The organism is Allobosea sp. LjRoot237 (assembly GCF_964253285.1).
Lineage (GTDB): Bacteria > Pseudomonadota > Alphaproteobacteria > Rhizobiales > Beijerinckiaceae > Allobosea.
In genome coordinates, this window is sequence record NZ_CAXUQP020000001.1 from 4246441 (window position 1) to 4270861 (window position 24421).

Below are 24421 nucleotides of genomic sequence, written 5' to 3' on the forward strand. Positions count from 1 at the left end.
CGGAGCCGGCGCCAGGACCGGCTCCACCGCCTTTTCCGCTATCGGATCATGCCCATGGTGCGCGGCAGCCAGAGCGTCAGCTCGGGGATGAAGGTGATCGCGAACAGCGCCGCGAAGAGCGGGATCAGCCAGGGCAGGATCGCCATGGTGGTGCGCTCGACCGAAAGCTTGGCGACGCGCGAGAGCACGAACAGCACCATGCCGAGCGGTGGATGCAGGAGGCCGATCATCAGGTTCAGCGTCAGGATCAGGCCGAAATGGATCGGATCGACGCCGAGCTTGAGCGCGATCGGCAACAGGATCGGCACCACGATGGTGATCGCCGCGATGGTGTCGAGGAAGCAGCCGATGAAGAGCAGCAGCAGGTTGACCAGGATCAGGAACACCCACTTGTTCTGGGTGAAGCCGAGGATCAGGTCGGAGAGCAGCTGGGCCGTCTGCGATACCGTGAGCAGCCAGGCGAAAATCGAGGCGGCGGTGACGATGAAGAGCACTGAGGCCGTGGTCTCGATGGTGTCGAAGGTCGCCTTGGTCAGGCTGCGCATGGTCATCGAGCGGTAGCGCACCAGGCCAAGGAAGAGCGACCAGATCACCGCCGCGGCGGCTGCCTCCGTCGGCGTGAACCAGCCCATGGTCATGCCGCCGATCAGGATGACCGGCGTCATCAGCGCCATCACTGCCGCGAAGTTGAAGTAGTAGTCCATGGCCAGCAGCACGGCGAGTGCGATGCCGATGGCGAGGTTGGGATCGAGCCCGGCGAAGACCAGCCCATAGGCCAGCACCGGGAAGCCCATGACGACCAGCACCTCGACGCCGGCCGAGCCGAGCTCGCGCAGCGAGAACTTGGTATCCGCTCCCCATTTGTAGATGCGGGCGAAGATCGCGACCGTGAGCATCATGAACAGGGTCATGATCACGCCGGGGATGACGCCGCCGAGGAAGAGCGCGCCGATCGAGGTATTCGCCATCATGCCGTAGATGACGAAGGGCAAGGACGGCGGGATGATCGGCCCGAGCGTGGCGGAAGCCGCGGTGACGCCGACCGCGACCTCGGCCGAATAGCCGTGGTCCTTCATCGCCTTGATCTCGATCGTGCCGATGCCGGCGGCATCGGCGATCGCGGTGCCCGACATGCCGGAGAAGATCACCGAGCCGATGATGTTGACCTGGGCGAGACCGCCGCGCATCCAGCCCACGAGCGAGACCGCGAAAGCGTAGATGCGGCCGGTGACGCCGGCGATGTTCATCAGGTTGCCGGCGAGGATGAAGAAGGGCACCGCCAACAGCGGGAAGCTCTCGACGCCGGCGATCATGCGCTGGGCCAGGATCACGTCCGGCACCGTGCCCGAGGCGAGGATGAAGGCGAGCGAGGCGACGGCCATCGCGATGGCGACGGGAACGCCGAGCACCATCAGGCCGAGGAAGGTTCCGAGCAAGATCAGCATGGTCTCTCTCAGGCCTCCGAGCCGTCGAAGGCCGCGGGACGCTCCAGCACGGAGTAGCCGCGGCGCCAGTTCTGCCAGGCGACCTGGATCGCGCGCAGCGTCATCAGCGCGAAGGCGATCACGACCGCATAGAACACGATCGATTTCGGGAACTGGATCGTCGTCATCATCTCGTCCGGGATGAGCTCGGCATAGCGATGCGTCAGCACCGTGCCATAGGCGAAGAAGCCGATACGGACGATGTCGACGAAGGTCGAGAGCGCCCGTCCACCGCCATGCGGCAGATAGCGGTAGAGGAAGTCGACCTGGATGTGCCGCGAGGCACGCACGCAGAGCGCGGAGCCGAGGAAGACCACGACGATCAGGGCATAGATCGCGATCTCCTCGGTCCAGGCGAAGCTGTCATTCAGCACATAGCGGGTGAAGAACTGCGCCACGACGCAGGCGACCATCAGCCAGAAGGCGGCGAACGTCGCCCAGTCCTCGAGGCCATAGCCGGAGAGATCGGCCGGCGGCGGCGCCTCGTCGAAGACGTGGGCGATCTCCTCGCTGGTGACTTGGGTATGGACTTCCGGCGTCGTGGTCATGGCATGTCTTTTCTAACGAAGGCGGCGTGCCAGGCGTCATTCTCGGGCGTAGCGAAGCGCAGACCCGAGAATCTCCTGAAAGAGATGCTCGGGTCGAGCCCGAGCATGACGAGCCCTGCAGTCAGCTCACTTGATCGCCTGGATCCTCTCCCAGTCGGCCTTGCGATAGCCGTACTGCTCGAAGTTCACGTTCTTCTGCACGGCGGCGAGAAAGTCGGCCTTGTCGATCTCGGTGACCGAGAGGCCCTTGTCCTTGAAGACCTGGACGAGCTTCACCTCGTCGTCCTGGATCTTCTTGGTGGCGCGCGTCGCCGCCTCCTGGGCGACGTCGGTGAAGAGCTTGCGATCTTCGGGCGAGAGCTTGGCCCAGAGCTGCTTGGAGACCACCGTGTTGAGATGGTCGACGATATGGCCGGTCAGCACGATGTGCTTCTGGACCTCGTAGAACTTCTTGGCGTCGATGGTGTTGAGCGGGTTCTCCTGCGCCTCGACCGTGCCGTTCTGCAGCGCGAGATAAACCTCGGCGAAGGCGATCGGCGTGGTGTTGGCGCCGCAGGCGCGCGGCATGGCGAGATAGGCCGGCACGTCGGGCACGCGGATCTTCAGGCCCTTCATATCGGCGCAGGTCTTGATCGGCTTGTTCGAGGTGGTGTGGCGCGTGCCGTAATAGGTCACAGCCAGGATCTGGTGGCCGCTCTTCTCCTCATAGCCCTTGGCCATCTCCTTGAAGACATCGCTCTTCACATAGGCGAGCAAATGGTCGGGGCCGCGGAAGATGAAGGGGTAATAGGTCACGCCGATCGGCGGATAGGCGCGGGCGGCGAAGCTCGAGCCGGAGATGATCATGTCGACCGTCCCCAGCGTCAGGCCCTGGTTGATGTCGGTCTCCTTGCCGAGCTGCGAGGCCGGATAGACCGTGATCTCGTACTTTCCGTTGCTGCGCTTCTTGATCTCCTCGGCGGCCCAGACCGACTCGGTGTGGAACGGCTCGGAGGTCTCGTAGACATGGGCCCATTTCAGCTTGGTCTGGGCTTGCGCCGGAGCGCCGGCGAAAAGAGCGCCGGCGGCGAGCGCGGCGAGGGCGTAGTGCAATTTCATCGTCTGTCCTCCCTGAAGGTCACGGATGTGATCTGGCCTTGCGTCATTTGATCGGGCCGGGTCGGCGCTGACGCTCGCCTGCCCGCTTGAGGTCGGTCTCGCCGAAGCTTTGCGAAAAGCGCTCCTGCGAGGCCTGGAGATGAGCGCACATCGCCGCGCGCGCCGCTTCGCAATCCCCGCGGGCGAGTGCGCTATGGATCGCGCGATGCTCGATGGCGGCCGTGCGCCATGACTGCTCGTTCTCGAAATATTGCGCGAGCTGGCGGAAATACGGGCTCATGCGCTGGTCGAAGAGCTCGCCGACGCAGCGCACCAGCACGGTGTTGCCGAGCATCGCGGCGATCTCGACATGGAAGGCGCGGTCGAGCGCGATCAGCCGCTCCGCCGGCAGGCCCGGCTGGTCCATCTGGTCGAGGATGCCGGCGAGTTCGGCGAGCCGATCCGGTGTCGCCTGCGCCGCTGCCTCGGCCGCAACCGTCCCCTCGATCAGCCTGCGCGCCGCGAGAACCTCGAACGGCCCTTCGGCGGGAAAGCCGGCTCCGGCGAGTTGCGCCGCGGCCTGCGCGGGATCGACGACATAGACGCCCGAGCCCATGCGGATGCGCACGCGGCCCTCGACCTCGAGGGCGATCAGGGCCTCGCGCACCGAGGGGCGGGAGACGCCGAGCTTTTCCGCGAGCTCGCGTTCGGGCGGCAGGCGGCTGCCGACCGGGAATTCATGCTGGTCGATGAGATGGCGCAATTGATCGGCAATCTGCCGATAAAGACGCGGCGACTCGACGACTGCGAGCGGCATCAGCTCCCTGGACCCTTCCCTGCCCCGCCCGTTTGCGTGGCATCGATTTGGCCATGTGGTCAGGCCAATTTCGGGAGGGAAGGAACCACCATACCGGTCCAGTGTCAATCGCCCGCGCGTTCAATTCAGTGAACCGATGGGTGACGAGTAAGTGGCCCGAGCGGTGGCATTGCCACCTGTTCTGCGCGCAGGCTACAATTTCAGCGAGGCGTGACCCAAAACCCACCGGATCCGCATGAGCACCGAACCGGACAGTCTGATCCTGCAAATGCTGCGCGAGATGCGCGCCGACATGGCCACGAAGGACGATGTCGCGGCAGTGAAGGGTGACATCGCGGCCATGCAATCCCAGTTCGGCGGTCTGAAAGCCGACTTCAGCTCGCTCAGGGCCGATGTCGCGTCGGACATGATCGCCCTGCGCAAGGAATTGGGCGACCGCATCGTCGGGCTTCGCCGTGCCGTGGTCGAATACCACACCTCGGTCATCGGCCACGGCGTGCTGATCAGCGAACTTGAAGCCCGCCTGCGCCGGGTCGAGCAGCACCTCAACCTGCCGGAAGCGCACTGAACTCCGGGCTCAGTGCCCCTCGGCCGCCAGCACGGCTTCGACGCGGATCTCCTCGACCAGCCGCTCCTTCAGGGCGACGAACTCCGGCGAGGTCTTGATCGTGTAGGGCCTGGGATGCGGCAGCTCGACCGCGATGTCAGCCTTGATCCGGCCGGGCCGCGCGCTCATCACCACGACGCGCGAGCCGACGAAGATCGCCTCCTCGATGTCATGGGTGACGAAGAGTACGGTCTTCTGCTCGCGCTCCCAGATGCCGAGCAGCATCTCCTGCATCAGCGCGCGTGTCTGGTTGTCGAGCGCGCCGAAGGGCTCGTCGAGCAGCAGGATCTTTGGATCGTTGGCGAGCGCCCGGGCGATCGCGGTGCGCTGCTGCATGCCGCCCGAGAGCTGCTTCGGGAAATGGTCGACGAACCCCGAAAGCCCGACCCGCTCGGCCCATTTGCGGGCGATGCCGAGCCGCTCGCGCTCCGGCACGCCCTTCTCGCGCAGGCCGAAGGCAATGTTCTGGGCGACATTCAGCCAGGGGAAGAGCGTGTAGCTCTGGAAGACGAAGCCGCGATCGGCACCTGGCCCGGTGACGGGCGCGCCATCGAGCAGGATCTTGCCTTCGCTCGCCGTCTCCAGCCCGCCGATGATGCGCAGCAGCGTCGACTTCCCGCAGCCCGAGGGGCCGAGGATGGTGATGAAGTCGTTGTCGGCGACGCTGAGCGAGGTCGGCATCAGCGCGCGCGTCGGCTGGCCCTTGCCGCGCGCCGGGAAGACCTTGCCGACCTGGTCGATCAGGAGCTTGCTCATGCCTGCGCCCACGGAAAGAGGCGCTGGTTGACCGCCTTGAAGAGGAAATCCGAGATCAGCCCGATCAGGCCGATGATGATGATGCCGAAGATGATCTGCCCGGTGTTGAGCAGCGCCTGGCTGTCGGTGATCATGTGGCCGATGCCGGAGGACGAGCCGATCAATTCCGCGACGATGACATAGGTCCAGGCCCAGCCGAGCACGAGGCGGAAGATCTCTGCGATCTCCGGCGCGGCATTGGGCAGGAGCACACGGCGCACCACGGAAGGATCGCTCGCGCCCAGCGTATAGGCGGCATCGACCAGATCGCGCCTGATGCCGCCGACCGCGACGGCGATCATCAGCACGAGCTGGAAGAACGAGCCGATGAAGATGACGAGCAGCTTCTGCGTCTCGCCGATGCCGGCCCAGAGGATCAGCAGCGGGATGAAGGCCGAGGCCGGCAGATAGCGCGCGAAGGAGACGAAGGGCTCGAGGAAGGCCTCGACCGGCTTGTAGGCGCCCATCAGGATACCGAACGGCAGCGCCAGGACCACAGCCAGGACGAAGCCGCCCAGCACCCGCCAGATCGTCATGCCGATGTCGAACAGGAAGCCGTGGTTGACGAGCAGGTTCCAGCCTTCCGCGACCATGGTCAGCGGATCGGCCAGGAAGAGCCTCTGCACATAGCCGCCGAAGGTCGCGATAGACCAGACGACGACGAAGAGCGCGAAGAAGGCGACGCCGTAGCCGACGCGGGCGCCGGCTGAGACGGGCTGAAGTGGTTTCATCTGTGCCGAAAGTTTTCCAGTAGATGCTGACGAATCGGACGGACGCGGGGAACCCTTCTCCCGTGTGGGAGAAGGGCAGGGATGAGGGCCTGCCCTATCCGTAGAAAACGCAACGGCGCCGCTGCACTCAAATAATCAGCGGCGGTCCCTCACCCCTGCCCCTCTCCCATCCGGGAGAGGGGTTCCCCGCGCGCTTTGTCCTGATAGCGGTGCTCAGCTCACTTGCCGGCGACGTACTTGGTCTCGATCAGCGAATTGAGGTCGGGCTTGGCCTTGATCAGCCCGATCTCGAGCAGGAGGTCCGCAGCCTTGTTGGTGAAGGCCTGCCACTCGCCAGCGAAGAAGGCCTTGTTGCCCTCGGCGTCGGACCAGCGCAGGTAGTTCGCCGACTTGCCGAACTGCTCGCCGGACTGCTTCACATCGGCGCCCATGATGCCATAGGCCTTGTCCTTGTCGGCCTTGATCAGGGCGAGCGCCTCGAAATAGCTCTTGGTCAGCGCCGTGGCGGCCGCATCGTTCTCGGCGAGGAATTTCGGCGTGCAGCCGAAGGTATCCATCACCATCGGGTAGTCGAGCGTGGTGGCGATGATCTTGCCGGCATCCGGCTTCTCGCGCACGGCCGAGAGATAGGGCTCATAGGTCATGGCCGCGTCGTTCTGGCCGGCGATGAAGGCCTGCGCCGCCGGGCCGGGCTCCATGTTGACCACGCTGACGTCCTTCACCGACATGCCGTTCTCCTTGAGGATCCAGGCCAGGGCGAAATAGGGCGAGGTGCCGGGGGCCGAGGCCGCGACCGTCTTGCCCTTGAGGTCCTTGATCGAGCCGGTCGAACTGCGCACCGCCATGCCGTCGGCGCCATAGCTCTTGTCGAGCTGGAAGATCTGCTTGGTCTTGATGCCGGCGGCGTCCCAGACGATCCAGGTCTCGACCGTGGTCGCAGCGCACTGGATGTCGCCCGAGGCGATGGCGAGGTGGCGGTCCTTCTGCGGGATCTTCTTGATCGAGACGTCGAGGCCGTTCTTGGCGAAGATGCCGGCCTCCTTGGCGAGCACCAGCGGGGCGAAGCCGGTCCAGCCGGAGATGCCGACATTGACCTTGGTCTGCGCCTGGGCGCCGCCTGCGGCCATGAGGGCTGCAAGGCCGATCCCGGCGGCCATCCCGATACGCTTCACAACTGTCATGACGAACCTCTTCCCCTCTTGATTCCGCCCGCCGCGGACGCCCCGGCCATCGCAGCCCGATCGCATCCGAGAAAGCAAGCTTCGTTCCAATTCACGTTAAATGCATATGCAATTCCGTCAAGGCGCTGCGCCGGCCACTGGAGGCCTCGATCATTGCTGACGGACGCCCGCCCTCCCCCCGCTTGCGGTGGGGAGGGTTGGATGGGGGGCAGTGCCGCTCGGCGCGACATGGACAAAGAACCCAAGCCCTGCTTTCCGTCCCCCCATCCCTAACCCTTCCCCCATCCGAAGTCGGGTGTTCCCGACTTCGGGCACTTCGAGCGCCAATGTCGGCAACAGCCGACATTGGAGAAGCGGGGGAAGGGAACGCGCCGATCAACGCCGCTTGGGAAAGCAATGACATTCTCTTGTTTGACACCGCAGGAGCGATCCCTTCCCCTCGGGCTATCGGCGCGAAACGCCATGGCTATCGAGAGGTTCTCAGGGATGAATGGCGCCGACCGCCTGTGCGACACGCTGCTGGTCAACGATGTCGATGTCTGCTTCGCCAACCCCGGCACTTCCGAAATGCACTTCGTCGCGGCGCTCGACCGCAAGCCGCAGATGCGCTGCGTGCTCGGCCTGTTCGAGGGCGTGGTCACCGGCGCGGCCGATGGCTATGCCCGCATGGCCGACAAGCCGGCGGCGACGCTGCTGCATTGCGGGCCCGGCATGGCCAACGCGCTCGCCAACATGCACAACGCCAGGCGCGCCTGGACGCCGATGATCAACGTGGTCGGCGACCACGCGACCTATCATCTCCAGCATGATGCACCGCTGACCAGCGACATCGAAAGCCTCGCCCGGCCGATGTCGCAGTTCGTGCGCCGCATCGCCTCGCCTGAGGATGTCGGCCCGGCGATCGGCGAGGCCTATGCCGCTTCGCTCACCTTGCCCGGCGTCACCACCGTGATCCTGCCGGCCGATTGCGCCTGGGGCAGCGTCGAGCCGGCTGAGCTGAAGCCGACGCCGCTGCCGGCGCTGAAGAGCGTCGATGCCGCCACTATCCGCGAGGCCGCAGCCGGCCTGCGCAAGCACGGCGCCCGCGCCGCGATCATGCTGACCGGCCTTGCGCTGCGCGAGAAGTCGATGGAGATGGCGGCCCGCGCCTGCGCGGCGACTGGCGCCCAAATCTTCAGCCAGATGTCGAACGGGCGGATCCAGCGCGGCGCCGGCCGCGTCGCCATGCCCAAGGTGTTCTACCCGATCGACAAGGCGCTCGATCAGCTCAAGGACATCGATTACCTCGTGCTCATCGGCGCGCAGGTTCCGGTCGGCTTCTTCGCCTATCCCGGCAAGCCCGGCCGGCTGGTTCATGATGGCTGCGAGGTCGCGACGCTGGCGCGCCCCGGCGACGACCTGCCCGCGGCGGTCACGGCGCTCGCCGAGGAGATGGGCGCGACCAGGATCGCCCCCGCCTATATCGCGCCCTCGCGCACCGAGCAGCCGTCACTGCCGACCGGCACGCTCGACGCCGACAAGGTCTGCGCCATCGTCTCGGCACTGCTGCCGGAGAACTGCATCATCTGCGACGAGTCGGTCTCGTCGGGCCGCAGCTTCTATTACGACTGCCACAGCGCGCCGCAGCACGACTACATCCAGCTCACCGGCGGCGCGATCGGCGAGGGCATCCCGCTCTGCGTCGGCGCCGCGGTCGCCTGCCCCGACCGCAAGGTCATCGGCATGCAGGCCGACGGCTCCGGCATGTACACCGTGCAGGGCCTGTGGACGCAGGCGCGCGAGAACCTCGACGTCGTCACCGTGATCTTCGCCAACCGGACCTATGCGATCCTGCACGGCGAGATGCGCGCAGTCGGCGTCAATGATTTCGGCCGCAACGCCAAGCTGATGCTGAACCTCGACGAGCCGGCGCTGGACTGGGTCGCGATTGCGAAGGGCATGGGCGTCGAGGCCGGACGGGCGACGACCGCCGAGGAATTCACCCGGCTGTTCAAGGGCGCGCTCGGCCGCAAGGGGCCGTTCCTGATCGAGGCGGTGATCTGAGGAAGGCACTTGGCGAAGCCGAGAGAGGCGACCGCCACAAAACGATGGCCTTGAAGGATCGGCCTTGCGAGCCGTAACCTGACGCGGCGACATGGCGAACTCAGGCTTCGATGCTTATCTCGGCGGGATCAAGGAGGTTTGACATGACGGAACGTGCTGTACTCGCAGGCGGTTGCTTCTGGGGCATGCAGGACCTGATCCGCAAGCTCCCCGGTGTCGAGAAGACCCGGGTCGGCTACACCGGCGGCGACGTGAAGAATGCGACCTATCGCAATCACGAGACCCATGCCGAGGGCATCGAGATCACCTTCGATCCCGGCAAGATCGGCTACCGGCAGCTGGTGGAGTTCTTCTTCCAGATCCATGATCCGACGACGCTGAACCGCCAGGGCAACGACCTCGGCACCAGCTATCGCTCGGGCATCTACTATGTCGACGAGGCGCAGAAGCAGATCGCCGAGGAGGTGATCGCCGACGTGAACGCCTCCGGCCGCTGGCCGGGCAAGGTGGTCACGGAACTGAAGCCCGAGGGCGATTTCTGGGAGGCGGAGCCGGAGCACCAAGATTATCTCGAGCGCTACCCGGCCGGCTATACCTGCCACTGGGTCCGCCCGGACTGGGTGCTGCCACGCCGCGAAGCCGCGGAATAGCAGCGGAAACCTACCCTTCTCCCCTCGGGGGAGAAGGTGGCAGCGCGAAGCGCTGACGGATGAGGGAAGGGTCGCGCAAGCGGCCCTTTTCTTTTCGCCCGTTGAGGCGCCCTCATCCCCCTGCCGGGACCTTCTCCCCCGAGGGGAGAAGGATGCTAACCCTTGAACCCGCCCAGGAACGCATCCAGGCAATCGCCGATCGCTTCGATCGCGTAGCCACCTTCCTGCACCACCAGCGTCGGCAGGCCGAGCGCCTTCACCCGCTCGCCGATCGTGCCGAAATCGGCAGCTTCGAGCTTGAGCACACCGATCGGATCGTCCTTGTGCGCGTCATAACCGAGCGCGATGACGAGGACCTCGGCGCCGAACTCGCGGATGGCGCGGCCGGCACGATCGACCGCCGCTTCCATCTCGGCGCCGGCGGCGCCAGGGGCAAGCGGCAGGTTGAGGTTGAAGCCCTCCCCTGCCCCATTGCCGCGCTCGTCCGCATAGCCGGTGAAGAAGGGGTAGTAGTTCACCGGATCGGCATGGACCGAGATCGTCAGCACGTCGTTCCGGCGATAGAAGATCTGCTGGGTGCCGTCGCCGTGATGGGCGTCGACATCGAGGATCGCGACCTTGCCGAACTTTGATCTCAGGCGCTGCGCCGCGATCGCGGTGTTGTTGAGATAGCAGAAGCCGGAGGCGCGGTCGGCGCGGGCGTGATGGCCCGAGGGACGGCAGAGCGAGTAGACCGCGCGCTCGCCGGCGAGGATCGCCTCGGCGCCCGAAACCGCCGTCTCGGCCGAGCGCAGGGTCGAGAGCCAGCAATGCTCGCCGACCGGGACCGACATGTCTCCGAGATACCAGCCCATCTGGCCGACGATGCCGGTCGGCCTGCAGGGTGGGCGCACGTCCTCGTCGGTGCGGCCGCTCCAATAGGGGAAGGTGTTGGGCCAGGCCTCCGGTCCGCGCTCGGGCAAAGCAAGCCAGCGCTGCCATAGTCCCTCGAGGAAGCGGACGAAGCCTTCGTCATGAACCGCGAGGATCGGGCCGGTGCCATGCTCGGCCGGACGCTCGGGCGTGATGCCATGCTTGGCCAACGCGCCGAGCAGCCGCTCGGTCCGCTCCGGCAGGTCCTTCGGCGCGACGATCTGGCCGAAGCGCATATATTGCTGCGGATCGTGCTTGGACTGGTCGGGATGATAGAAGGCGCGCATGCAAGGCTCGTGGCTTTGGTCCGGAAGCGCGCATAGCGCCACGAAAACTACGCCACGACCAGTGCGCCGGCTTAGGCGGCGGCACTATCCCCATGCATGGCGCCGTTCTTCGGCAACAGATCCGGAAGCTGCAAGAGCCAGGGCACGCGGCCGGCAGGAGCGGGCTTGGCATAGCGATAGCCCTGGGCGAAGCGGCAGCCATGCTCGCGCAGGAAGGCCTCCTGCTCGGCAGTCTCGACCCCCTCGGCGATGACGTCGAGACCGAGATCGGCCGCAAGCCGGATCAGCGCCCGCACGATCGCCGCATCGTCGCTGCCTTCGGCGACATGGCTGACGAAGCCGCGATCGATCTTGAGGGCGTCGACCGGGAAGCGCTTGAGATGGGTCAGCGAGGCGTAGCCGGTGCCGAAATCGTCGAGCGCGACACGCAGGCCCGCCGCGCGCAGGGTCTTCAGCGTGCGCTCGGCCTCGTCGGCATCGCGGGTGAGCAGCACCGTCTCTGTGACCTCGACGCCGAAGCGATCGGCCGGCACGCCGGCGGCCGCCAGCTGCGCCAGGAGGCGCTCCGGCAGCGCAGGGTCGCGGAAGACGCTCGCCGAGAGATTGACATGGACGTGCCCGACATCGAGGCCGGCATCGAGCCAGTGCCGCAGGTCGCTCACCGCCGCGGCGATGATCGCATCGCTGATCCCGGCGGCGATCTCGGCGTCCTGGAAACCTTCCTGGAAGGCGGCGGCCGGGATGATGCCGCGCTCGGCATGACGCCAGCGCGCCAGCGCCTCAAAACCGATGATCCGGCCGGTGTCGAGCGCGACCTGCGGCTGGTAGAAGGGCAGGATGCGCTCTTCCTTCAGCGCCCCGGCCAGCCCCTGGCAGACGGCGACGCGGCGTGCCATCGCGGCGCGCATCGCCGGCTCGTAGACGATCGCCATGTTGCGGCCGTTCGCCTTGGCCCGGTAGAGCGCGAGATCGGCGTCCTTCATCAGCTCGACGGCATCCCGGTCATGCTCCGGCGCAAACGCAATGCCGAGGCTCGCCCGCGTCGCGATCGTCTGCCCGGCATGCTCGCAGGGCTGGCGCAGCGCCTCGATCAGCCGCTCACCCTTCGCCAGGGCCTGCATTGTCGTCAGCCGCTCGGCGGACAAAACGATGAACTCGTCACCGCCGAGGCGGGCGACGAAGTCCTCCGGGCCGATCGCTGCGGCAAGCCGCCCCGCCGCCTGGATCAGGAGCGCGTCGCCGGCATCGTGGCCGAGCGTGTCGTTGATCGACTTGAAGTCGTCGAGATCGATCAGGAAGAGCCCGACCGCGCCGCCCTTGCGCGCCATGCGCGCCAGTCCCTGCTGCAGCCGCTCGCCAAAGAGCAGCCGGTTCGGCAGGCCGGTCAGCGCGTCATGTGTCGCCTGCAGGCGCGTCCGCGCCTCGGCCGCCTTGCGGTCGGTGATGTCGACGATCCCCGCGACGACCGCCGGTGCTTCGCCGATCGGCAGCGTCGTCGCGGTGATCAGCACGTCGCGCACGGCGCCGCTGCCGTCGCGGACCTTCGCCTCATGGCTCTTGATCTGCTCCTGCTCGTGCAGCAAGCGGGCGATCATGCGCCGGTTGCCGCCATCGAGCAGGATATCCTGGACCTGGGCCTGCGTGACCTCCTCGCCGAAATAGCGCTTGGCCGCATCGTTGCCGCGCAGGAAGCGGCCCTCGTCTCGCGAGGTGACGATGAGCGGGATCGGCACCGCCATGAAGATGCGCTCGATCATCGCCTGGCTGGCGACGAGCTCGTCCTTGGCTTGCCGTTCGGCCTGCGTCGCCGCCCATTCGAGCCGGCGCAGGCGGTTGCCGTGCACGACGACCAGCCCAAGCGCGAAATTGAGCATGACGAGGACGAGGATCAGGCCCGGCAAGGTCGTGGGCAGCAGCCCGCGACCAAGATAGCCGACTAGCATCAGGGCGCTGCAACCGACACCCAGGACCATGGTCCAACGAAAGGCCGTCGGCGCGACCAGGTAGAAGATCGAGGGCAGCATCAGCACGACGAAGAGCGCAAGATCGCTGCGCGACGACACCAGCAGCGCGACCGCAAGGCCGGTCGTGACCTCCCAGCCGATCAGCACGGCCTGAGCTTGCGAGAACCGTGTCGCCCGGCGCACCAGCGCGAAGCAGAGCAGCGAGGCGAAGACGACCACGAGCCGCGCCGGCACGGCGACGAAGACATGCGGCGTGCCGTGGAAACGCCAGTCGCTGGCGAGGAAGAGCGTGTTGAGGATCGCCGAGATCAGGAAGATCAGGCGGCACTGCCGGAGCATCTCGGCAAAGCGCGCATCGCGGAACGCCGCCTCCCGGAGGGAATCGCGGAATTCACCACCGAATCGAAACAGGCCGTCGCGCGTCATGCGCGTACCGTCACCCGGCGCTGGTCAAAGCGAGGTTAAGGCGAAGCGGCCAGCTGTCTTGGCCAATAGTCTTGGCTAGCCCCCTCGGCCGGCCTTGACCGGCGCGACCAGCGCCGCGAGCTCATCCGCAAGCTGGGCGATGTCGAAGCGCCCCTGGCGATACCAGTCGACGGAGCCGTTCATCGCCCCGAGCAGGAAGAGGCGCAGCCGCTCCGGCGCCGCCCCGGCCGCCAGTGCGCCCGCGCCGGCGAGCTCCTCGATCAGCGAGCGCCAGACATCCTCATAGTCGCGGCGGATGCGCCGGACGCTCTCCGGCGTCGGGTTCTCGCCGAAGCTGAAGACCTTGATGCTGGCGCAGGTGTAGTCGGAATGCCCGTGCAGCGCCGCCAGATGCGCGGCGATCGCCGCGGCGAGGCGGCGGCGCGGATCAATTTCGCCGGCAGCGGCCAATGCTGCCGCCACGGCCTCGTGGACGCGGCGGACACCGTCATTGACCACCGCCTCGACGATCTCCTCCTTCGAGGCGAAGTGGTGATAGAGGCTGGCCTTGCGGATGCCGACCGCCTCGGCGATCTCGCGCAGGCTCGTCTGGTGATAGCCATTGCTGCGCAGCAAACGTGCAGCATGATCGAGGATCAGGCGGCGGGAACCACCTCCTGGCCGGGCGAGGGAGATTGCCACTGCCTGGCTCATGAACCGCTCCCGTCATTCCGGGGCGTGCCGCAGGCACGAGCCCGGAACCCATGACCACGACGCCAATCCAGCCCGTCATGCCCGCCCTTGTGGCGGGCATCCACGTCTTGAACACCGCACCGCCCGAAGGAAGACGTGGATGGCCGGGACAAGCCCGACCATGACGGAGAGAGGTCGTGTTCATGGGTTCCGGGCTCGCTGCTGCGCAGCGCCCCGGAAAGACGGTAGCGCATCGTCACAGCCGCTTCGCCACCTCTTCGAGCATGACCTCGGTGGCGCCGCCGCCGATCGCCTGGACGCGTGCGTCGCGGGCCATGCGCTCGATCGCGCTCTCGCGCATGAAGCCCATGCCGCCGTGGAACTGGACGCAGGCGTACATGACTTCGTTGACCAGCTCGCCGCAATAAGCCTTGACCATCGAGACCTCGCGCGTCGCGTCGAAGCCCCTGGCGTCGAGCCAGGCGGCGTGATGGACGAGTTGGCGCCCGGCCTCGACCTTGGCGGAGAGCATGGCGAGCTTCTGGCGGATCGCCTGCTTTTCCCAGAGCGGCGCACCGAAGGCCATGCGCGTGCGGACATAATCGAGCGTCAGCTCGATCGCGGCCTGCGCCTCGCCCATCGCCATGGCGCCGATCACGGTGCGCTCGTTCTGGAAGTTGCGCATGATCGCGTAGAAGCCGCGCCCCTCGCCGCCGAGCAGGTTCTCGGCCGGAATCCGGCAATCCTCGAAGATCAGCTCGGCGGTGTCGGAAGAGCGCCAGCCATGCTTGTCGAGGGCGCGGCCGACGCGGAAGCCCGGCGTGCCCTTCTCGACCAGGAACATCGAGACCGCCTGCGAGGGCTTGGCCGACGGGTCGGTCTTGGCGGCGACGCAGTAGAGATCGGCGTGGACGCCATTGGTGATGAACATCTTGGCGCCGTTCAGCACATAGGAATCGCCCTCGCGCCGCGCCGAGGTGCGAATGCCCTTCACGTCGGAACCGGCATCGGGCTCGGTGACGGCGATGGCGCAGATCACCTTGCCGGCGATGACATCGGGCAGCCAGCGGTCGCGCTGCTCCTTGCTGCCGGCATTGAAGACATGGACCGAGGCCATGTCGGTGTGGACGAGCGCCGTGATGGCAAAGCCCGAGAAGGTCGAGCGGCCGAGTTCCTCGGCCAGCACCACGGTCGCGAGCGTGTCGAGTTCGGAGCCGCCATATTCGGCCGGGTAGCGGATGCCGAGGAAGCCGAGCTCGCCCATGCGGCGCAGCACCTCGCGCGGCACCATGCCGGCCTCTTCCCAGGCGAGCCCGTGCGGCTTGACCTCAGTCGTAACGAAGCGGCGCAACTGATCGCGCAGCGCCTCGTGTTCCTCGCTGAAATAGGGCGAACGGAGTGTCCCGCCGCCAGCCGCATCGAAACTGTCCATCGCCGCCAGCATGCTCCCTGTGCCTCCGCGCTAGCTTACCCTACCGGTCGGCAGGTAGACAACTCCCGAATGCCGCGAAGAAGAGAGGAGCGGCGCTCGCTCCTCTCTTCCTCCGGGCCGGTGTCGTCGACCGGCCTAGCTCTCCTCAGGGCTCAGTTGCAGCCGCAGCCGTGCCCGCCATTGCCGATGCCGATACCGCCGCGGCCGACGCTGACCCGGTTGCCGTTCAGGATACCGTTGCCGCTCAGCACCGAGACGTTGTTGAGCACCTTGACGTTCGAGACGGCGGTCGTGACCGAGGCCACCGAGGTGACCAGACCGCCGAGAAGGCCGCCGCCACGGCCGCCCTTGCTGCCGGCGAAGGCGGGGGTGACGGAAAAGGCAGCGATCGAGGCAAGAACAATTGCGTATTTCATCTTTCTCTCCCTGCTCTCGCTCCGGGTGTCGAAGCGATATACACGTTATGGTTGTGCTTCACTTTGAGCACAATCTGAACGTATTGTTAACCATACTTGCTAGCCTTAACCGGAGAGCACTTGAATACAGAAACCAATACAGCTTCGCATATTATGTATTTCATGGAATCTATTCTTGAAGACTCCGGCGATATCTTGGCTAGATTAACCAGCCATTAGGCATGATCACCTATCTTTATCTTAGAGGGGTGATGTCATGCGTCCTGTCCGTAGGGTATTCGTGCTTGTCTGCGCCTTGCTCTGCACTCTTCCGGCTATGGCCGAAGAGAAGGCGGCGGAGACTCTGGTCTCGACGGCGGTGGTCGGCCTGCGCGGCGGTTTCGATTCCAGCCCGACCAACAGCAAGGGCGAAAAGGGCAGCCCGACGCTGACCGGTTTTGCGAGCTGGAACTATCTGCGCGGCACGGTGCAGGACGGCTACGGGCTCGACCTGCTCCTGGTCGACACCCAATACGATCCACGCCAACTCGCCGCCAGCCGGCTGCACACGCTGACGCTGAAGCACGCAACCGGGATCGGCGAGAACCTTACCCTGCAATCCTCGCTCGCGCTCGAGAACGAGCAGACCTGGTCGCGTCGCCGCAGCAGCCTGACCTGGCGCGAGCGGCTCAATCTCAGCCTCGGCTCCATCAGGCTCTTCGCCAATGCCGAGGCGCGGCTCGCCGCCCTGAACGAGCGCAACGTCTTCGCCAGCGGCGATTTCCTGCCGCAGGACGAGAACCTCACCACGCTCGGCATCACGCCGGGTATCGCCTGGCGCCAGGGCGAGACCGAGATCGGCGTCTCCTTCACGGCGTCACGCACGCGCTTCACCAACGGCACCGACTATCTCGGCCTGCGCCGCGACAATTACCGGCTGCAGCCCAACCTGTTCGTCTCGACAGCGCTGGCGGGCGCGAGCTTCGAGGCCTCGCTCTCGCCGCTGCAGATCATCTTCCCGGACAAGGAGTTCGAGAACGAGAAGACGCTGCTCTATACGGCCAAGCTGCGCGTTCCCTATGAGCGGCTGACGCTCGACCTGTCGTCGGGCCGGACCGTCGAGGACACCACCCTGCCCTTCGCCGTGGTCAATCTCGTGACCCAGCACGAGGGCAAGCTCACCGCGCGCTTCAACGACACCAACGCGCTCTCCCTCACTATCAGGCAGAAGCTGGAGGATTATCTCGGGCTCGATTCGACGACGCGGACCTCCAGCATCGGCCTCGACTATGCGCGCGGCCTCGGCGACGGCATGACCGCGACCGCCTCGGCCGCCTGGCGCAAGACCAAGGACACCGGGCTGGAAGCGGTGCCGGCCTTCGTGGTCCAGCTCGGCCTGCAAAAGCAGCTCGATTTCAGCGAGCCAGGTAAGGCCGCGAAGAAGGGCGGTTAAGGCTTGCGCGTCATTGCGAGGAGGCAAAGCCGACGAAGCAATCCAGAAGGGACGGAGCGAGACATCCTGGATTGCTTCGCTGCGCTCGCAATGACGGCAGAAGTGTGGATGGTCGGGACAAGCCCGACCATGACGGTGTGGTTCGTCAGTCCGAAGAACTCAGGCCAGCTTGCCGCCGACCGCCTTCTCCAGGATCGCCCAGGCCTCGTCACCGTACTTGCCCTTCCACTCGCCGTAGAAGCCGGCCTTCTGCAGCGCGGCGCGGAATTCGTCGGCCTTGGTCGGGTTGATGACCATGCCCTTCGAGGTCAGCTCGGCCTGCAGGCCGGCATTGAGCTTGGCGACGTCGGCGCGCTCGAGCAGGGCGGCGGCGTCGATGTTCTTGGCGACGATGGTGCGCAGGTCCTGTGGCAGCCGATCCCAGGCGCGGCGATTGGCCAGGAACCAGAAGCCGTCCCACATGTGGTTGGTGAGCGAGAGGTACTTCTGCACCTCGAACAGCTTGGCCGTCGCGATGATCGCGAGCGGGTTCTCCTGGCCGTCGACGATCTTGGTCTGCAGCGCCGTATAGACCTCGGCGAAGTTGATGCTGGCCGGGGCCGAGTCGAAGGCCTTGAACATCGAGGTCCAGAGCGGCGAGACCGGCACGCGGATCTTGAAGCCCTTGAGGTCGGCCGGGGAGTTGATCGGGCCCTTCGACGAGGTCATCTGGCGGAAGCCGTTGTCCCAGATCTTGTCGAGGACGTGCAGGTTCGCCTTGGCGATCTGGCCACGGACGTAAGTCCCGAGCTCGCCATCCATCGCCTTCCAGACGGAGTCATAGTCCGGGAAGGCGAAGCCGATACCGCTGACCGAGGCGTTCGGCACCAGGGTGGAGAGGATCAGCGGCGACAACGTGAAGAACTCGACGCCGCCGGAGCGGACCTGGTTCAGCATGTCGGTGTCGGAGCCGAGCTGGTTGTTCGGGAAGATCTGGATGACGACCCGGCCATTGGTCTCGGCCTTGATCTTCTCCATCGCCTCGGCGGCGCGGACGTTCATCGGATGCGCCAGCGGCAGGTTGTTGGCGTATTTGTAGGTGAATTCCGGCGTCTGGGCGCGGGCGATCGAGAAGGTCCCGACCGTGGCGGCGGCGGTGGCGCCCTGCAGAATCGTGCGGCGTGAAATCGACATGATGTTTCCTCCAAACATTCGTTGTTATCGGCGATCAGGTTTCGTCGTCATTGCGAGCGAAGCGAAGCAATCCAGAAGGTTTCGCGCAATCCTCCTGGATTGCTTCGTCGGCAGGGCCTCCTCGCAATGACGGCATGACGAAACATGTGCGCCATCACGATCACAGGAACATCGTCGAGAAGGACGGCACATAGGCGATGATGGCGAGGCCGGCGAGCAGGGCCAGCAGGTACGGCCAGATCGCGCCCATAGCCTCGTCCGGTTCGACATTGCCGATCTTGCAGGCGATATAGAAGCCGATGCCGACTGGCGGGGTCATCAGGCCGATATTCATCGCGGTGACGACGACCATCGAATAGTGGATGTCGTTGATGCCGAGGCTCTTGGCGATCGGGAACATCAGCGGCGCCATCAGGACGATCGCCGGCAGGCCCTCGAGCACACAGCCGAGGATCATGAAGACGACGATCGTCACCGCCATGAAGCTGATCCAGCCGCCGGGCAGATGCGACATCGCCACTGCGAGATCGCGGGCGAAGCCGGTCTGGGTCAGCGCCCAGGCCATGGCCGAGGCGGTGCCGAGGATCAGCAGGATCGCGCCGGAGAGCGCCGCGGTCTCCACCAGCATGCCGTAGAAGGTGCGCCAGCTGATGCCGCCATAGAGGACGATGCCGACGATCAGCGCGTAGAGCACGGCGATGGTCGAGACCTCGGTCGCGGTGGCGACGCCGCCGCCGACGGCGCTGCGGATCAGGAAAGGCAGGACGAGGGCGGGAGCCGCGATCAGCGCCGTCTTCCAGATCGTCGCGAACGGGGCGCGGCGCACGCCCTTCAGCATCTCGCCCCGGGCCTTCCAGCGCGCCAGGATCGCGAGCACGAGCAACAGCACGGTCGCGACGACGAGGCCGTTGGTGAAGAGCCCGGCGATCGAAACGCCGGCGACGGAGCCGAGCACGATCAGGACGATCGAGGGCGGTACGGTCTCGGCCATGGCGGCGCCGGTCGAGAGCAGCGCGATCAGCTCCTTCGGCTGGTAGCCGCGCCGCTTCATCTCGGGAAACAGCGCCGGCGCCACCGTCGCCATGTCGGAGACCTTGGACCCGGAGATGCCGGAGACCAGGAAGAGCGAGCCGAGCAGCACATAGGACATGCCGGCGCGGACATGGCCGAGGAGCGAGGCGAGGAAGTCGACGATCGCCTTGCCCATGCCGGTGGCGTCGAGCACGCAGCCGAGCAGCACGAAGATCGGCACCGAAAGCAGGATCAGGCTCGACATGCCCTCGTCCATGCGCCCGATCATCACGAAGATCGGCACGGTGGTGCTGAACGACAGGAAGCAGAGCGCGCCCAGCCCAAAGCAGAAGGCGATCGGGATGCCGGCGACGAGGCAGAGGCCGACCACGCCCAGCAGGAAGATCGCGATATTGACGTAGCCCAGCGTCTTGAACACCGGCGTCAGCAGGAAGAAGGCGGCCGCGACGACGCCGATCACCGCAGCCGAGATCAGGAGGTCGCGCAGCGTGCAGGTGCGCACCGCATAGGTCAGCACCAGCGCCAGCATGGCGATGATGCCGAAGGCGATGGCCGAGACCCGGTAGCTCGAGGGTATGTTGAGCGCCGCCGAGGTGACGTAGGATTCCTCGATGACATAATCGATCGCCGGCCAGGTCATCACCGCGAGGAAGGTCGCGACCGCGAGCAGGCCGAAGGCATGGACGAGACCGCGCCAGCGCTCCGGCAACATGCCGACGAACAAGGTCAGGCGCAGATGCTCGTTGCGGTCGATCGCAATGGCGGCACCGAGCATGGCGAGCCAGAGGAAGCAGATCGAGGCGGCCTCATCGATCCAGACCACCGGGATCGAGAGCACATAGCGCGAGGTCACGCCGGCAAGCAGCAATGTGACGATGGCGACGAGCAGGATCGCGGCGATCACCTCGAGCGGGCGCACCAGCGCCGAGCCGACACGCTTCGGGGTATGGTCGAGGCTCTCCAGGACCGCGGCGACGCCATCGCTGGCATGCGCGCCGGCGGCTGCGCTCGTGCTTGTTTCGGCCATAAGGGCCGCTCCTCCCATCCGCCCGCCGCGTCGGCATCGCCGATCGCAAGGGGTCCACATTATGGCGATTTAGCTCGCTCGTTCCGCCTGGAACATACACGGATCGGCTGTTGTTGCAATCGCTGGCGCAGCCATCTACACCTTTAAAGCAGAAGAGAGGTCCGCATCATGGACCCAATACGGCAGAGGAAATGCAGCCCGAGGCCATCACGACGCCCGATCTGTCAGGTTCGCAGAGCGTCGACCGCGCTTTGCGGCTGCTGTCGCTCGTCGGCCGCGAGACGGCATCCGGCCTGCCGCTCAGCGAGATCGTCGAGGATAGCGGGCTGAACAAGCCGACCGTCCGGCGCCTGCTGCTGGCACTGATGCGGGCCGGGCTGGTCGAGCAGGAGGCGCGCACGCGGCGCTACCATCTCGGCGAGGAAGCCTTCGTGCTCGGCCTGCTCTCAGGCCAGCGCCACGGGCTGCTCGACCTTGCCATGCCGAGTCTGCGGGCGCTCTCCGACACGACCCAGGACACCAGCTTCTTCTCGATCCGGCGCGACCGCTTCGTCATCTGCCTGCACCGCGAGGAAGGGACCTGGCCGGTGCGCACCCATGCCTTGCAGGCCGGCGACCAGCACCCGCTCGGCGTCGGCGCCGGCTCGCTCGCCATGCTGGCGGCGCTACCGGACGACGAGATCGCGGAGATCATCGAGACCAATCGCGCCATCCTCGACGCGCGCTACCCGGCCTATTCGCCGGCGCAGCTCAGGACCGAGATCGCCCTGACCCGGCGCCAGGGCTTCGCCCTCAATCCCGGCCACATCGTCGCCAGCTCCTGGGGCGTCGGCGTGCCCGTGCGTTACCCCGACGGGCGGGTCGCCGGCGCGCTCAGCATCGCCGCGATCGATTCACGCATGCAGCCGCAGCGGCAGGAGGAACTCGCCGTCGTGCTGCGCCATGAGGCGCGAGAGGTCGAGACGCGGATCGTCGCCATGCTGGAGCGGCGAACGAAGCCGGAGCAGCCCGCGCAAGACGAAATCAGGACAGCGGAGACGACGCCATGACGACAAACGGAGGAGGCGCGAATCCCCTTCCCCCCGCTTGCGGTGGGGAAGGGCTAGGGATGGGGGGTCGGAAAGCAGGATTCGGGACTTCTTCGATGTTTCGCCGAGCGGCACAGCCCCCCACCCAACCCTCCCCACCGCAAGCGGGGGGAGGGCTTGCACCATGACGACTTCGGGAACGGGCGCCGGCCCGGCGGGTGGGCAAAAGCCCGTCACGACGCGGGTGATGAACCTCGCGCATTTCCTGACGCGCAACGCCCGCCGCTTCGCGGACCGGCCCGGGCTGATCTGGGGCGAGCGGCAATGGAGCTGGAGCGAGCTCGACGCGGCCGCACATGCGCTCTGCGCCGCGCTTGCCGCCCGCGGCATCGGCAAGGGCGACCGCATCCTCGTCCATTCGAAGAACTGCAACGAGATGTTCGTCTCGATGTTCGCCGCCTTCCGGCTGGGCGCCGTCTGGGTGCCGACCAATTTCCGGCTGATGCCGGACGAGGTCGCCTGGCTCGCGACCTCCTCGGGCGCCAAGGGCTTCCTCTGCCATGGCGATTTCCCCGAGCATGCTGAGGCCGTCGCCAAGGAGAGCAAGGCGCTCGAATTCATCTGGCGGATCGGCGCCGGCGCCTTCGGCGAGACGACGCTGACCGAGGCGATCGCCGCGCATCAGGGCAGCCGCGTGCCGGATGCGGCCGTCGACCGCGACGATCCCTGCTGGTTCTTCTTCACCTCCGGCACCACCGGCCGCTCCAAGGCGGCGGTGCTGACCCATGGCCAGATGGGCTTCGTGGTGACCAACCACCTTGCCGATCTGGTACCCGGTTCGACCGAGCAGGATGCATCGCTCGTGGTCGCGCCGCTCTCGCATGGCGCCGGCGTGCATCAGCTCGTGCTCTCCGCCCGAGGCGCGCCGACGATCCTCCTGCCGACCGAGCGTTTCGACATCGACGAGGCCTTCCGGCTGATCGCAAAGCACCGGGTCACCAATATCTTCACCGTGCCGACGATCCTGAAGATGCTGGTCGAGCATCCGGCCGTCGACCAGCACGACCACTCCAGCCTGCGCCATGTCATCTATGCCGGCGCGCCGATGTATCGCGAGGACCAGAAGACGGCGCTCGCCAAGCTCGGCAAGGTGCTGGTGCAGTATTTCGGCCTCGGCGAGGTCACCGGCAACATCACCGTGCTGCCGCCCTATCTGCACGAGGAAGAGGACGGGCCGGCCGCGCGCATCGGCAGCTGCGGCATCGAGCGCACCGGCATCCAGGTCGCGATCCAGAACGACGCGGGCGAGGAGCTCAAGCCGTTCGAGACCGGCGAGATCTGCGTGATCGGCCCGGCCGTCTTCGCCGGCTATTACGAGAACCCCGAAGCCAATGCGAAGTCGTTCCGCGACGGCTGGTTCCGCACCGGCGACCTCGGCCATATGGACGAACAGGGCTTCGTCTACATCACCGGACGGGCCTCCGACATGTACATCTCCGGCGGCTCGAACATCTATCCGCGCGAGATCGAGGAGAAGCTCCTGACCCATCCGGCGATCGCCGAGGCCGCCGTGCTCGGCGTGCCCGACGCGGTCTGGGGCGAGATCGGCATCGCAGTCTGCGTTGCGCGCAGTCATATCGATGAAAATGAGCTGGCAAACTATCTTGCCGAGAAGATCCCGCGCTACAAGATGCCGAAGCGCTTCTTCTTCTTCGAGGAGCTGCCTAAGTCCGGCTATGGCAAGGTGCCCAAGCGGCTGGTGCGCGACGAACTGGAGAAGCGCGGCTTGCTCGATTTCATTCGTGCACCGGGATCGGCCGCATGAGGCGAATAGAGCAGCCGGGGCCGGCCGAGCCCGAGCGCATCCAATGGGTCGAAGCGCGCGGCCGCAAGCTCACGCTGGAGCTGAAGCCCGGCCTGCTGCTCGACGCGATCACCGAGGCCTTCGCCGCGCAGGGCTTCTCCAGCGGCGTGCTGCGCCTGCCCACCGGGCTTGCGCTCGCGCCCTTCGCCTATGTCATGCCGGCGCTCTCGGCGACGCCGGAGCATGCCGCCTTCTACAGCGAGACCTTCCGGCCTGATGGCGTGACCCGGATCGAGACCGGGGCCCTGACCTTCGGCGAGCGCGACGGCGCCCCGTTCTTCCATGGCCACGCGCTCTGGCGCGAGGCCGACGGCAGGCACAATGGCGGCCATATCCTGCCGGACCAGAGTTTCCTGGCCGAGCCGATCAGCGTCGATGCGGTCGGGCTGGATGGCGCCGGCTTCGTCGCCGGCCATGACCCCGAGACCAACTTCAAGCTGTTCATGCCGGCCGAGCGGCCGAGCCGCGGCGCGGACGCCAGTGGCCGCTTCTTCGTGCTGCGGCTGCGGCCGAACCGCGATGTCTTCACCGCCCTGGAAGCGTTCTGCGCCGAGCGCGGGATAACGCATGCCGTCATCCATGGCGGCGTCGGCTCGACCATCGGCGCCCGCTTCGCCGATGAGCGCGTCATCGAGCCCTTCGCCACCGAGATCGCGATCACCGCCGGCCATGTCGCGCCCGGCGAAGACGGCAAGCCGGAAGCGGCACTCGCCATCGCGCTGGTCGACTATACCGGCGGCCTGGCGCAAGGCGCGCTCAAGCGCGGCGAGAATCCGGTGCTGATGACGCTGGAGCTGGTGCTCGAGGCGCAGTAGAGCGCCTC

21 protein-coding genes are annotated in these 24421 nt (G+C 66.3%); 7 read left to right on the forward strand and 14 right to left on the reverse strand.

Annotated elements, in window-relative coordinates:
- Nucleotides 1-38 precede the first annotated feature (38 nt).
- The 4 genes from ACSQ24_RS20605 to ACSQ24_RS20620 all read right to left on the reverse strand — a co-directional run bounded on the left by ACSQ24_RS20605 (nucleotide 39) and on the right by ACSQ24_RS20620 (nucleotide 3926).
- Nucleotides 39-1445 carry a TRAP transporter large permease gene (locus ACSQ24_RS20605; RefSeq protein ID WP_436096483.1) on the reverse strand — a complete coding sequence of 469 codons (1407 nt, stop codon included), beginning with the start codon at nucleotides 1443-1445 and terminating at the stop codon, nucleotides 39-41.
- A gap of 8 nt (nucleotides 1446-1453) precedes the next feature.
- Nucleotides 1454-2032, reverse strand: a complete 579-nt coding sequence (locus tag ACSQ24_RS20610; RefSeq protein ID WP_436096484.1) for a TRAP transporter small permease — start codon at nucleotides 2030-2032, stop codon at nucleotides 1454-1456.
- A 126-nt stretch (nucleotides 2033-2158) separates the two neighbouring features.
- Nucleotides 2159-3130, reverse strand: coding sequence for a sialic acid TRAP transporter substrate-binding protein SiaP (locus ACSQ24_RS20615; protein WP_436096485.1), 972 nt, complete (start codon nucleotides 3128-3130; stop codon nucleotides 2159-2161).
- Nucleotides 3131-3173: 43 nt separating this feature from the next.
- Complete coding sequence (locus ACSQ24_RS20620) at nucleotides 3174-3926, reverse strand: FadR/GntR family transcriptional regulator (RefSeq protein ID WP_436096486.1); 753 nt, start codon at nucleotides 3924-3926, stop codon at nucleotides 3174-3176.
- A gap of 235 nt (nucleotides 3927-4161) precedes the next feature.
- On the opposite strand from ACSQ24_RS20620, the gene ACSQ24_RS20625 reads away from it, so the two are divergent.
- On the forward strand, nucleotides 4162-4494 hold the full coding sequence (locus tag ACSQ24_RS20625) for a hypothetical protein (protein WP_436096487.1): 333 nt from the start codon (nucleotides 4162-4164) through the stop codon (nucleotides 4492-4494).
- 9 nt (nucleotides 4495-4503) lie between these two features.
- Here ACSQ24_RS20625 and ACSQ24_RS20630 read toward each other — a convergent pair whose 3' ends face one another.
- The 3 genes from ACSQ24_RS20630 to ACSQ24_RS20640 all read right to left on the reverse strand — a co-directional run bounded on the left by ACSQ24_RS20630 (nucleotide 4504) and on the right by ACSQ24_RS20640 (nucleotide 7216).
- Nucleotides 4504-5289: an ABC transporter ATP-binding protein gene (locus ACSQ24_RS20630; RefSeq protein WP_436096488.1), complete on the reverse strand. Its 786-nt coding sequence runs from the start codon at nucleotides 5287-5289 to the stop codon at nucleotides 4504-4506.
- Complete coding sequence (locus ACSQ24_RS20635; RefSeq protein WP_436096489.1) at nucleotides 5286-6059, reverse strand: ABC transporter permease; 774 nt, start codon at nucleotides 6057-6059, stop codon at nucleotides 5286-5288. The genes ACSQ24_RS20630 and ACSQ24_RS20635 overlap by 4 nt, the downstream gene beginning before the upstream one ends.
- A 218-nt stretch (nucleotides 6060-6277) precedes the next feature.
- Nucleotides 6278-7216 (reverse strand): ABC transporter substrate-binding protein, encoded by a 939-nt coding sequence (locus tag ACSQ24_RS20640; protein ID WP_436097933.1) that lies wholly within the window; start codon nucleotides 7214-7216, stop codon nucleotides 6278-6280.
- Between the two features lie 510 nt (nucleotides 7217-7726).
- On the opposite strand from ACSQ24_RS20640, the gene ACSQ24_RS20645 reads away from it, so the two are divergent.
- Entirely contained in the window at nucleotides 7727-9283 is a 1557-nt protein-coding gene (locus ACSQ24_RS20645) for an acetolactate synthase large subunit (protein ID WP_436097934.1), read from the forward strand.
- A 143-nt stretch (nucleotides 9284-9426) separates the two neighbouring features.
- A complete protein-coding gene (gene msrA, locus ACSQ24_RS20650; RefSeq protein ID WP_436096490.1) occupies nucleotides 9427-9933 on the forward strand; it encodes a peptide-methionine (S)-S-oxide reductase MsrA in 507 nt (168 codons plus the stop codon).
- Nucleotides 9934-10088: 155 nt separating this feature from the next.
- Here msrA and ACSQ24_RS20655 read toward each other — a convergent pair whose 3' ends face one another.
- From ACSQ24_RS20655 to ACSQ24_RS20675, 5 genes are all read right to left on the reverse strand, one after another.
- Nucleotides 10089-11132: a histone deacetylase family protein gene (locus ACSQ24_RS20655; RefSeq protein WP_436096491.1), complete on the reverse strand. Its 1044-nt coding sequence runs from the start codon at nucleotides 11130-11132 to the stop codon at nucleotides 10089-10091.
- 71 nt (nucleotides 11133-11203) lie between these two features.
- Nucleotides 11204-13522: a putative bifunctional diguanylate cyclase/phosphodiesterase gene (locus tag ACSQ24_RS20660; protein WP_436096492.1), complete on the reverse strand. Its 2319-nt coding sequence runs from the start codon at nucleotides 13520-13522 to the stop codon at nucleotides 11204-11206.
- 75 nt (nucleotides 13523-13597) lie between these two features.
- Nucleotides 13598-14215 carry a TetR/AcrR family transcriptional regulator gene (locus ACSQ24_RS20665; protein ID WP_436096493.1) on the reverse strand — a complete coding sequence of 206 codons (618 nt, stop codon included), beginning with the start codon at nucleotides 14213-14215 and terminating at the stop codon, nucleotides 13598-13600.
- 235 nt (nucleotides 14216-14450) lie between these two features.
- The gene (locus tag ACSQ24_RS20670) at nucleotides 14451-15638 is read right to left on the reverse strand and encodes an acyl-CoA dehydrogenase family protein (RefSeq protein WP_436096494.1); all 1188 of its coding nucleotides are present in this window, start codon (nucleotides 15636-15638) and stop codon (nucleotides 14451-14453) included.
- A 140-nt stretch (nucleotides 15639-15778) separates the two neighbouring features.
- Entirely contained in the window at nucleotides 15779-16042 is a 264-nt protein-coding gene (locus ACSQ24_RS20675) for a hypothetical protein (protein WP_126113652.1), read from the reverse strand.
- Between the two features lie 256 nt (nucleotides 16043-16298).
- On the opposite strand from ACSQ24_RS20675, the gene ACSQ24_RS20680 reads away from it, so the two are divergent.
- Complete coding sequence (locus tag ACSQ24_RS20680; protein WP_436096495.1) at nucleotides 16299-17474, forward strand: hypothetical protein; 1176 nt, start codon at nucleotides 16299-16301, stop codon at nucleotides 17472-17474.
- Nucleotides 17475-17633: 159 nt separating this feature from the next.
- Here ACSQ24_RS20680 and ACSQ24_RS20685 read toward each other — a convergent pair whose 3' ends face one another.
- Nucleotides 17634-18647, reverse strand: a complete 1014-nt coding sequence (locus tag ACSQ24_RS20685; protein WP_436096496.1) for a TRAP transporter substrate-binding protein — start codon at nucleotides 18645-18647, stop codon at nucleotides 17634-17636.
- A 160-nt stretch (nucleotides 18648-18807) separates the two neighbouring features.
- Entirely contained in the window at nucleotides 18808-20706 is a 1899-nt protein-coding gene (locus ACSQ24_RS20690) for a TRAP transporter large permease subunit (protein ID WP_436096497.1), read from the reverse strand.
- 191 nt (nucleotides 20707-20897) lie between these two features.
- Here ACSQ24_RS20690 and ACSQ24_RS20695 point away from each other — a divergent pair, with 191 nt between their 5' ends.
- From ACSQ24_RS20695 to ACSQ24_RS20705, 3 genes are all read left to right on the forward strand, one after another.
- The gene (locus ACSQ24_RS20695; protein WP_436096498.1) at nucleotides 20898-21755 is read left to right on the forward strand and encodes an IclR family transcriptional regulator; all 858 of its coding nucleotides are present in this window, start codon (nucleotides 20898-20900) and stop codon (nucleotides 21753-21755) included.
- Nucleotides 21756-21918: 163 nt separating this feature from the next.
- On the forward strand, nucleotides 21919-23559 hold the full coding sequence (locus tag ACSQ24_RS20700; protein WP_436096499.1) for an acyl-CoA synthetase: 1641 nt from the start codon (nucleotides 21919-21921) through the stop codon (nucleotides 23557-23559).
- Nucleotides 23556-24413 (forward strand): PCC domain-containing protein, encoded by an 858-nt coding sequence (locus tag ACSQ24_RS20705; RefSeq protein WP_436096500.1) that lies wholly within the window; start codon nucleotides 23556-23558, stop codon nucleotides 24411-24413. The genes ACSQ24_RS20700 and ACSQ24_RS20705 overlap by 4 nt, the downstream gene beginning before the upstream one ends.
- Nucleotides 24414-24421 lie beyond the last annotated feature (8 nt).

Coding starts and splice junctions, on each gene's coding strand:
- ACSQ24_RS20605 (WP_436096483.1), bottom strand. CDS start 1,445: ATGCTGATCTTGCTCGGAACCTTCCTCGGCCTGATGGTGCTCGGCGTT.
- ACSQ24_RS20610 (WP_436096484.1), bottom strand. CDS start 2,032: ATGACCACGACGCCGGAAGTCCATACCCAAGTCACCAGCGAGGAGATC.
- ACSQ24_RS20615 (WP_436096485.1), bottom strand. CDS start 3,130: ATGAAATTGCACTACGCCCTCGCCGCGCTCGCCGCCGGCGCTCTTTTC.
- ACSQ24_RS20620 (WP_436096486.1), bottom strand. CDS start 3,926: ATGCCGCTCGCAGTCGTCGAGTCGCCGCGTCTTTATCGGCAGATTGCC.
- ACSQ24_RS20625 (WP_436096487.1), top strand. CDS start 4,162: ATGAGCACCGAACCGGACAGTCTGATCCTGCAAATGCTGCGCGAGATG.
- ACSQ24_RS20630 (WP_436096488.1), bottom strand. CDS start 5,289: ATGAGCAAGCTCCTGATCGACCAGGTCGGCAAGGTCTTCCCGGCGCGC.
- ACSQ24_RS20635 (WP_436096489.1), bottom strand. CDS start 6,059: ATGAAACCACTTCAGCCCGTCTCAGCCGGCGCCCGCGTCGGCTACGGC.
- ACSQ24_RS20640 (WP_436097933.1), bottom strand. CDS start 7,216: ATGGCCGCCGGGATCGGCCTTGCAGCCCTCATGGCCGCAGGCGGCGCC.
- ACSQ24_RS20645 (WP_436097934.1), top strand. CDS start 7,727: ATGAATGGCGCCGACCGCCTGTGCGACACGCTGCTGGTCAACGATGTC.
- msrA (WP_436096490.1), top strand. CDS start 9,427: ATGACGGAACGTGCTGTACTCGCAGGCGGTTGCTTCTGGGGCATGCAG.
- ACSQ24_RS20655 (WP_436096491.1), bottom strand. CDS start 11,132: ATGCGCGCCTTCTATCATCCCGACCAGTCCAAGCACGATCCGCAGCAA.
- ACSQ24_RS20660 (WP_436096492.1), bottom strand. CDS start 13,522: ATGACGCGCGACGGCCTGTTTCGATTCGGTGGTGAATTCCGCGATTCC.
- ACSQ24_RS20665 (WP_436096493.1), bottom strand. CDS start 14,215: ATGAGCCAGGCAGTGGCAATCTCCCTCGCCCGGCCAGGAGGTGGTTCC.
- ACSQ24_RS20670 (WP_436096494.1), bottom strand. CDS start 15,638: ATGCTGGCGGCGATGGACAGTTTCGATGCGGCTGGCGGCGGGACACTC.
- ACSQ24_RS20675 (WP_126113652.1), bottom strand. CDS start 16,042: ATGAAATACGCAATTGTTCTTGCCTCGATCGCTGCCTTTTCCGTCACC.
- ACSQ24_RS20680 (WP_436096495.1), top strand. CDS start 16,299: ATGCGTCCTGTCCGTAGGGTATTCGTGCTTGTCTGCGCCTTGCTCTGC.
- ACSQ24_RS20685 (WP_436096496.1), bottom strand. CDS start 18,647: ATGTCGATTTCACGCCGCACGATTCTGCAGGGCGCCACCGCCGCCGCC.
- ACSQ24_RS20690 (WP_436096497.1), bottom strand. CDS start 20,706: ATGGCCGAAACAAGCACGAGCGCAGCCGCCGGCGCGCATGCCAGCGAT.
- ACSQ24_RS20695 (WP_436096498.1), top strand. CDS start 20,898: ATGCAGCCCGAGGCCATCACGACGCCCGATCTGTCAGGTTCGCAGAGC.
- ACSQ24_RS20700 (WP_436096499.1), top strand. CDS start 21,919: ATGACGACTTCGGGAACGGGCGCCGGCCCGGCGGGTGGGCAAAAGCCC.
- ACSQ24_RS20705 (WP_436096500.1), top strand. CDS start 23,556: ATGAGGCGAATAGAGCAGCCGGGGCCGGCCGAGCCCGAGCGCATCCAA.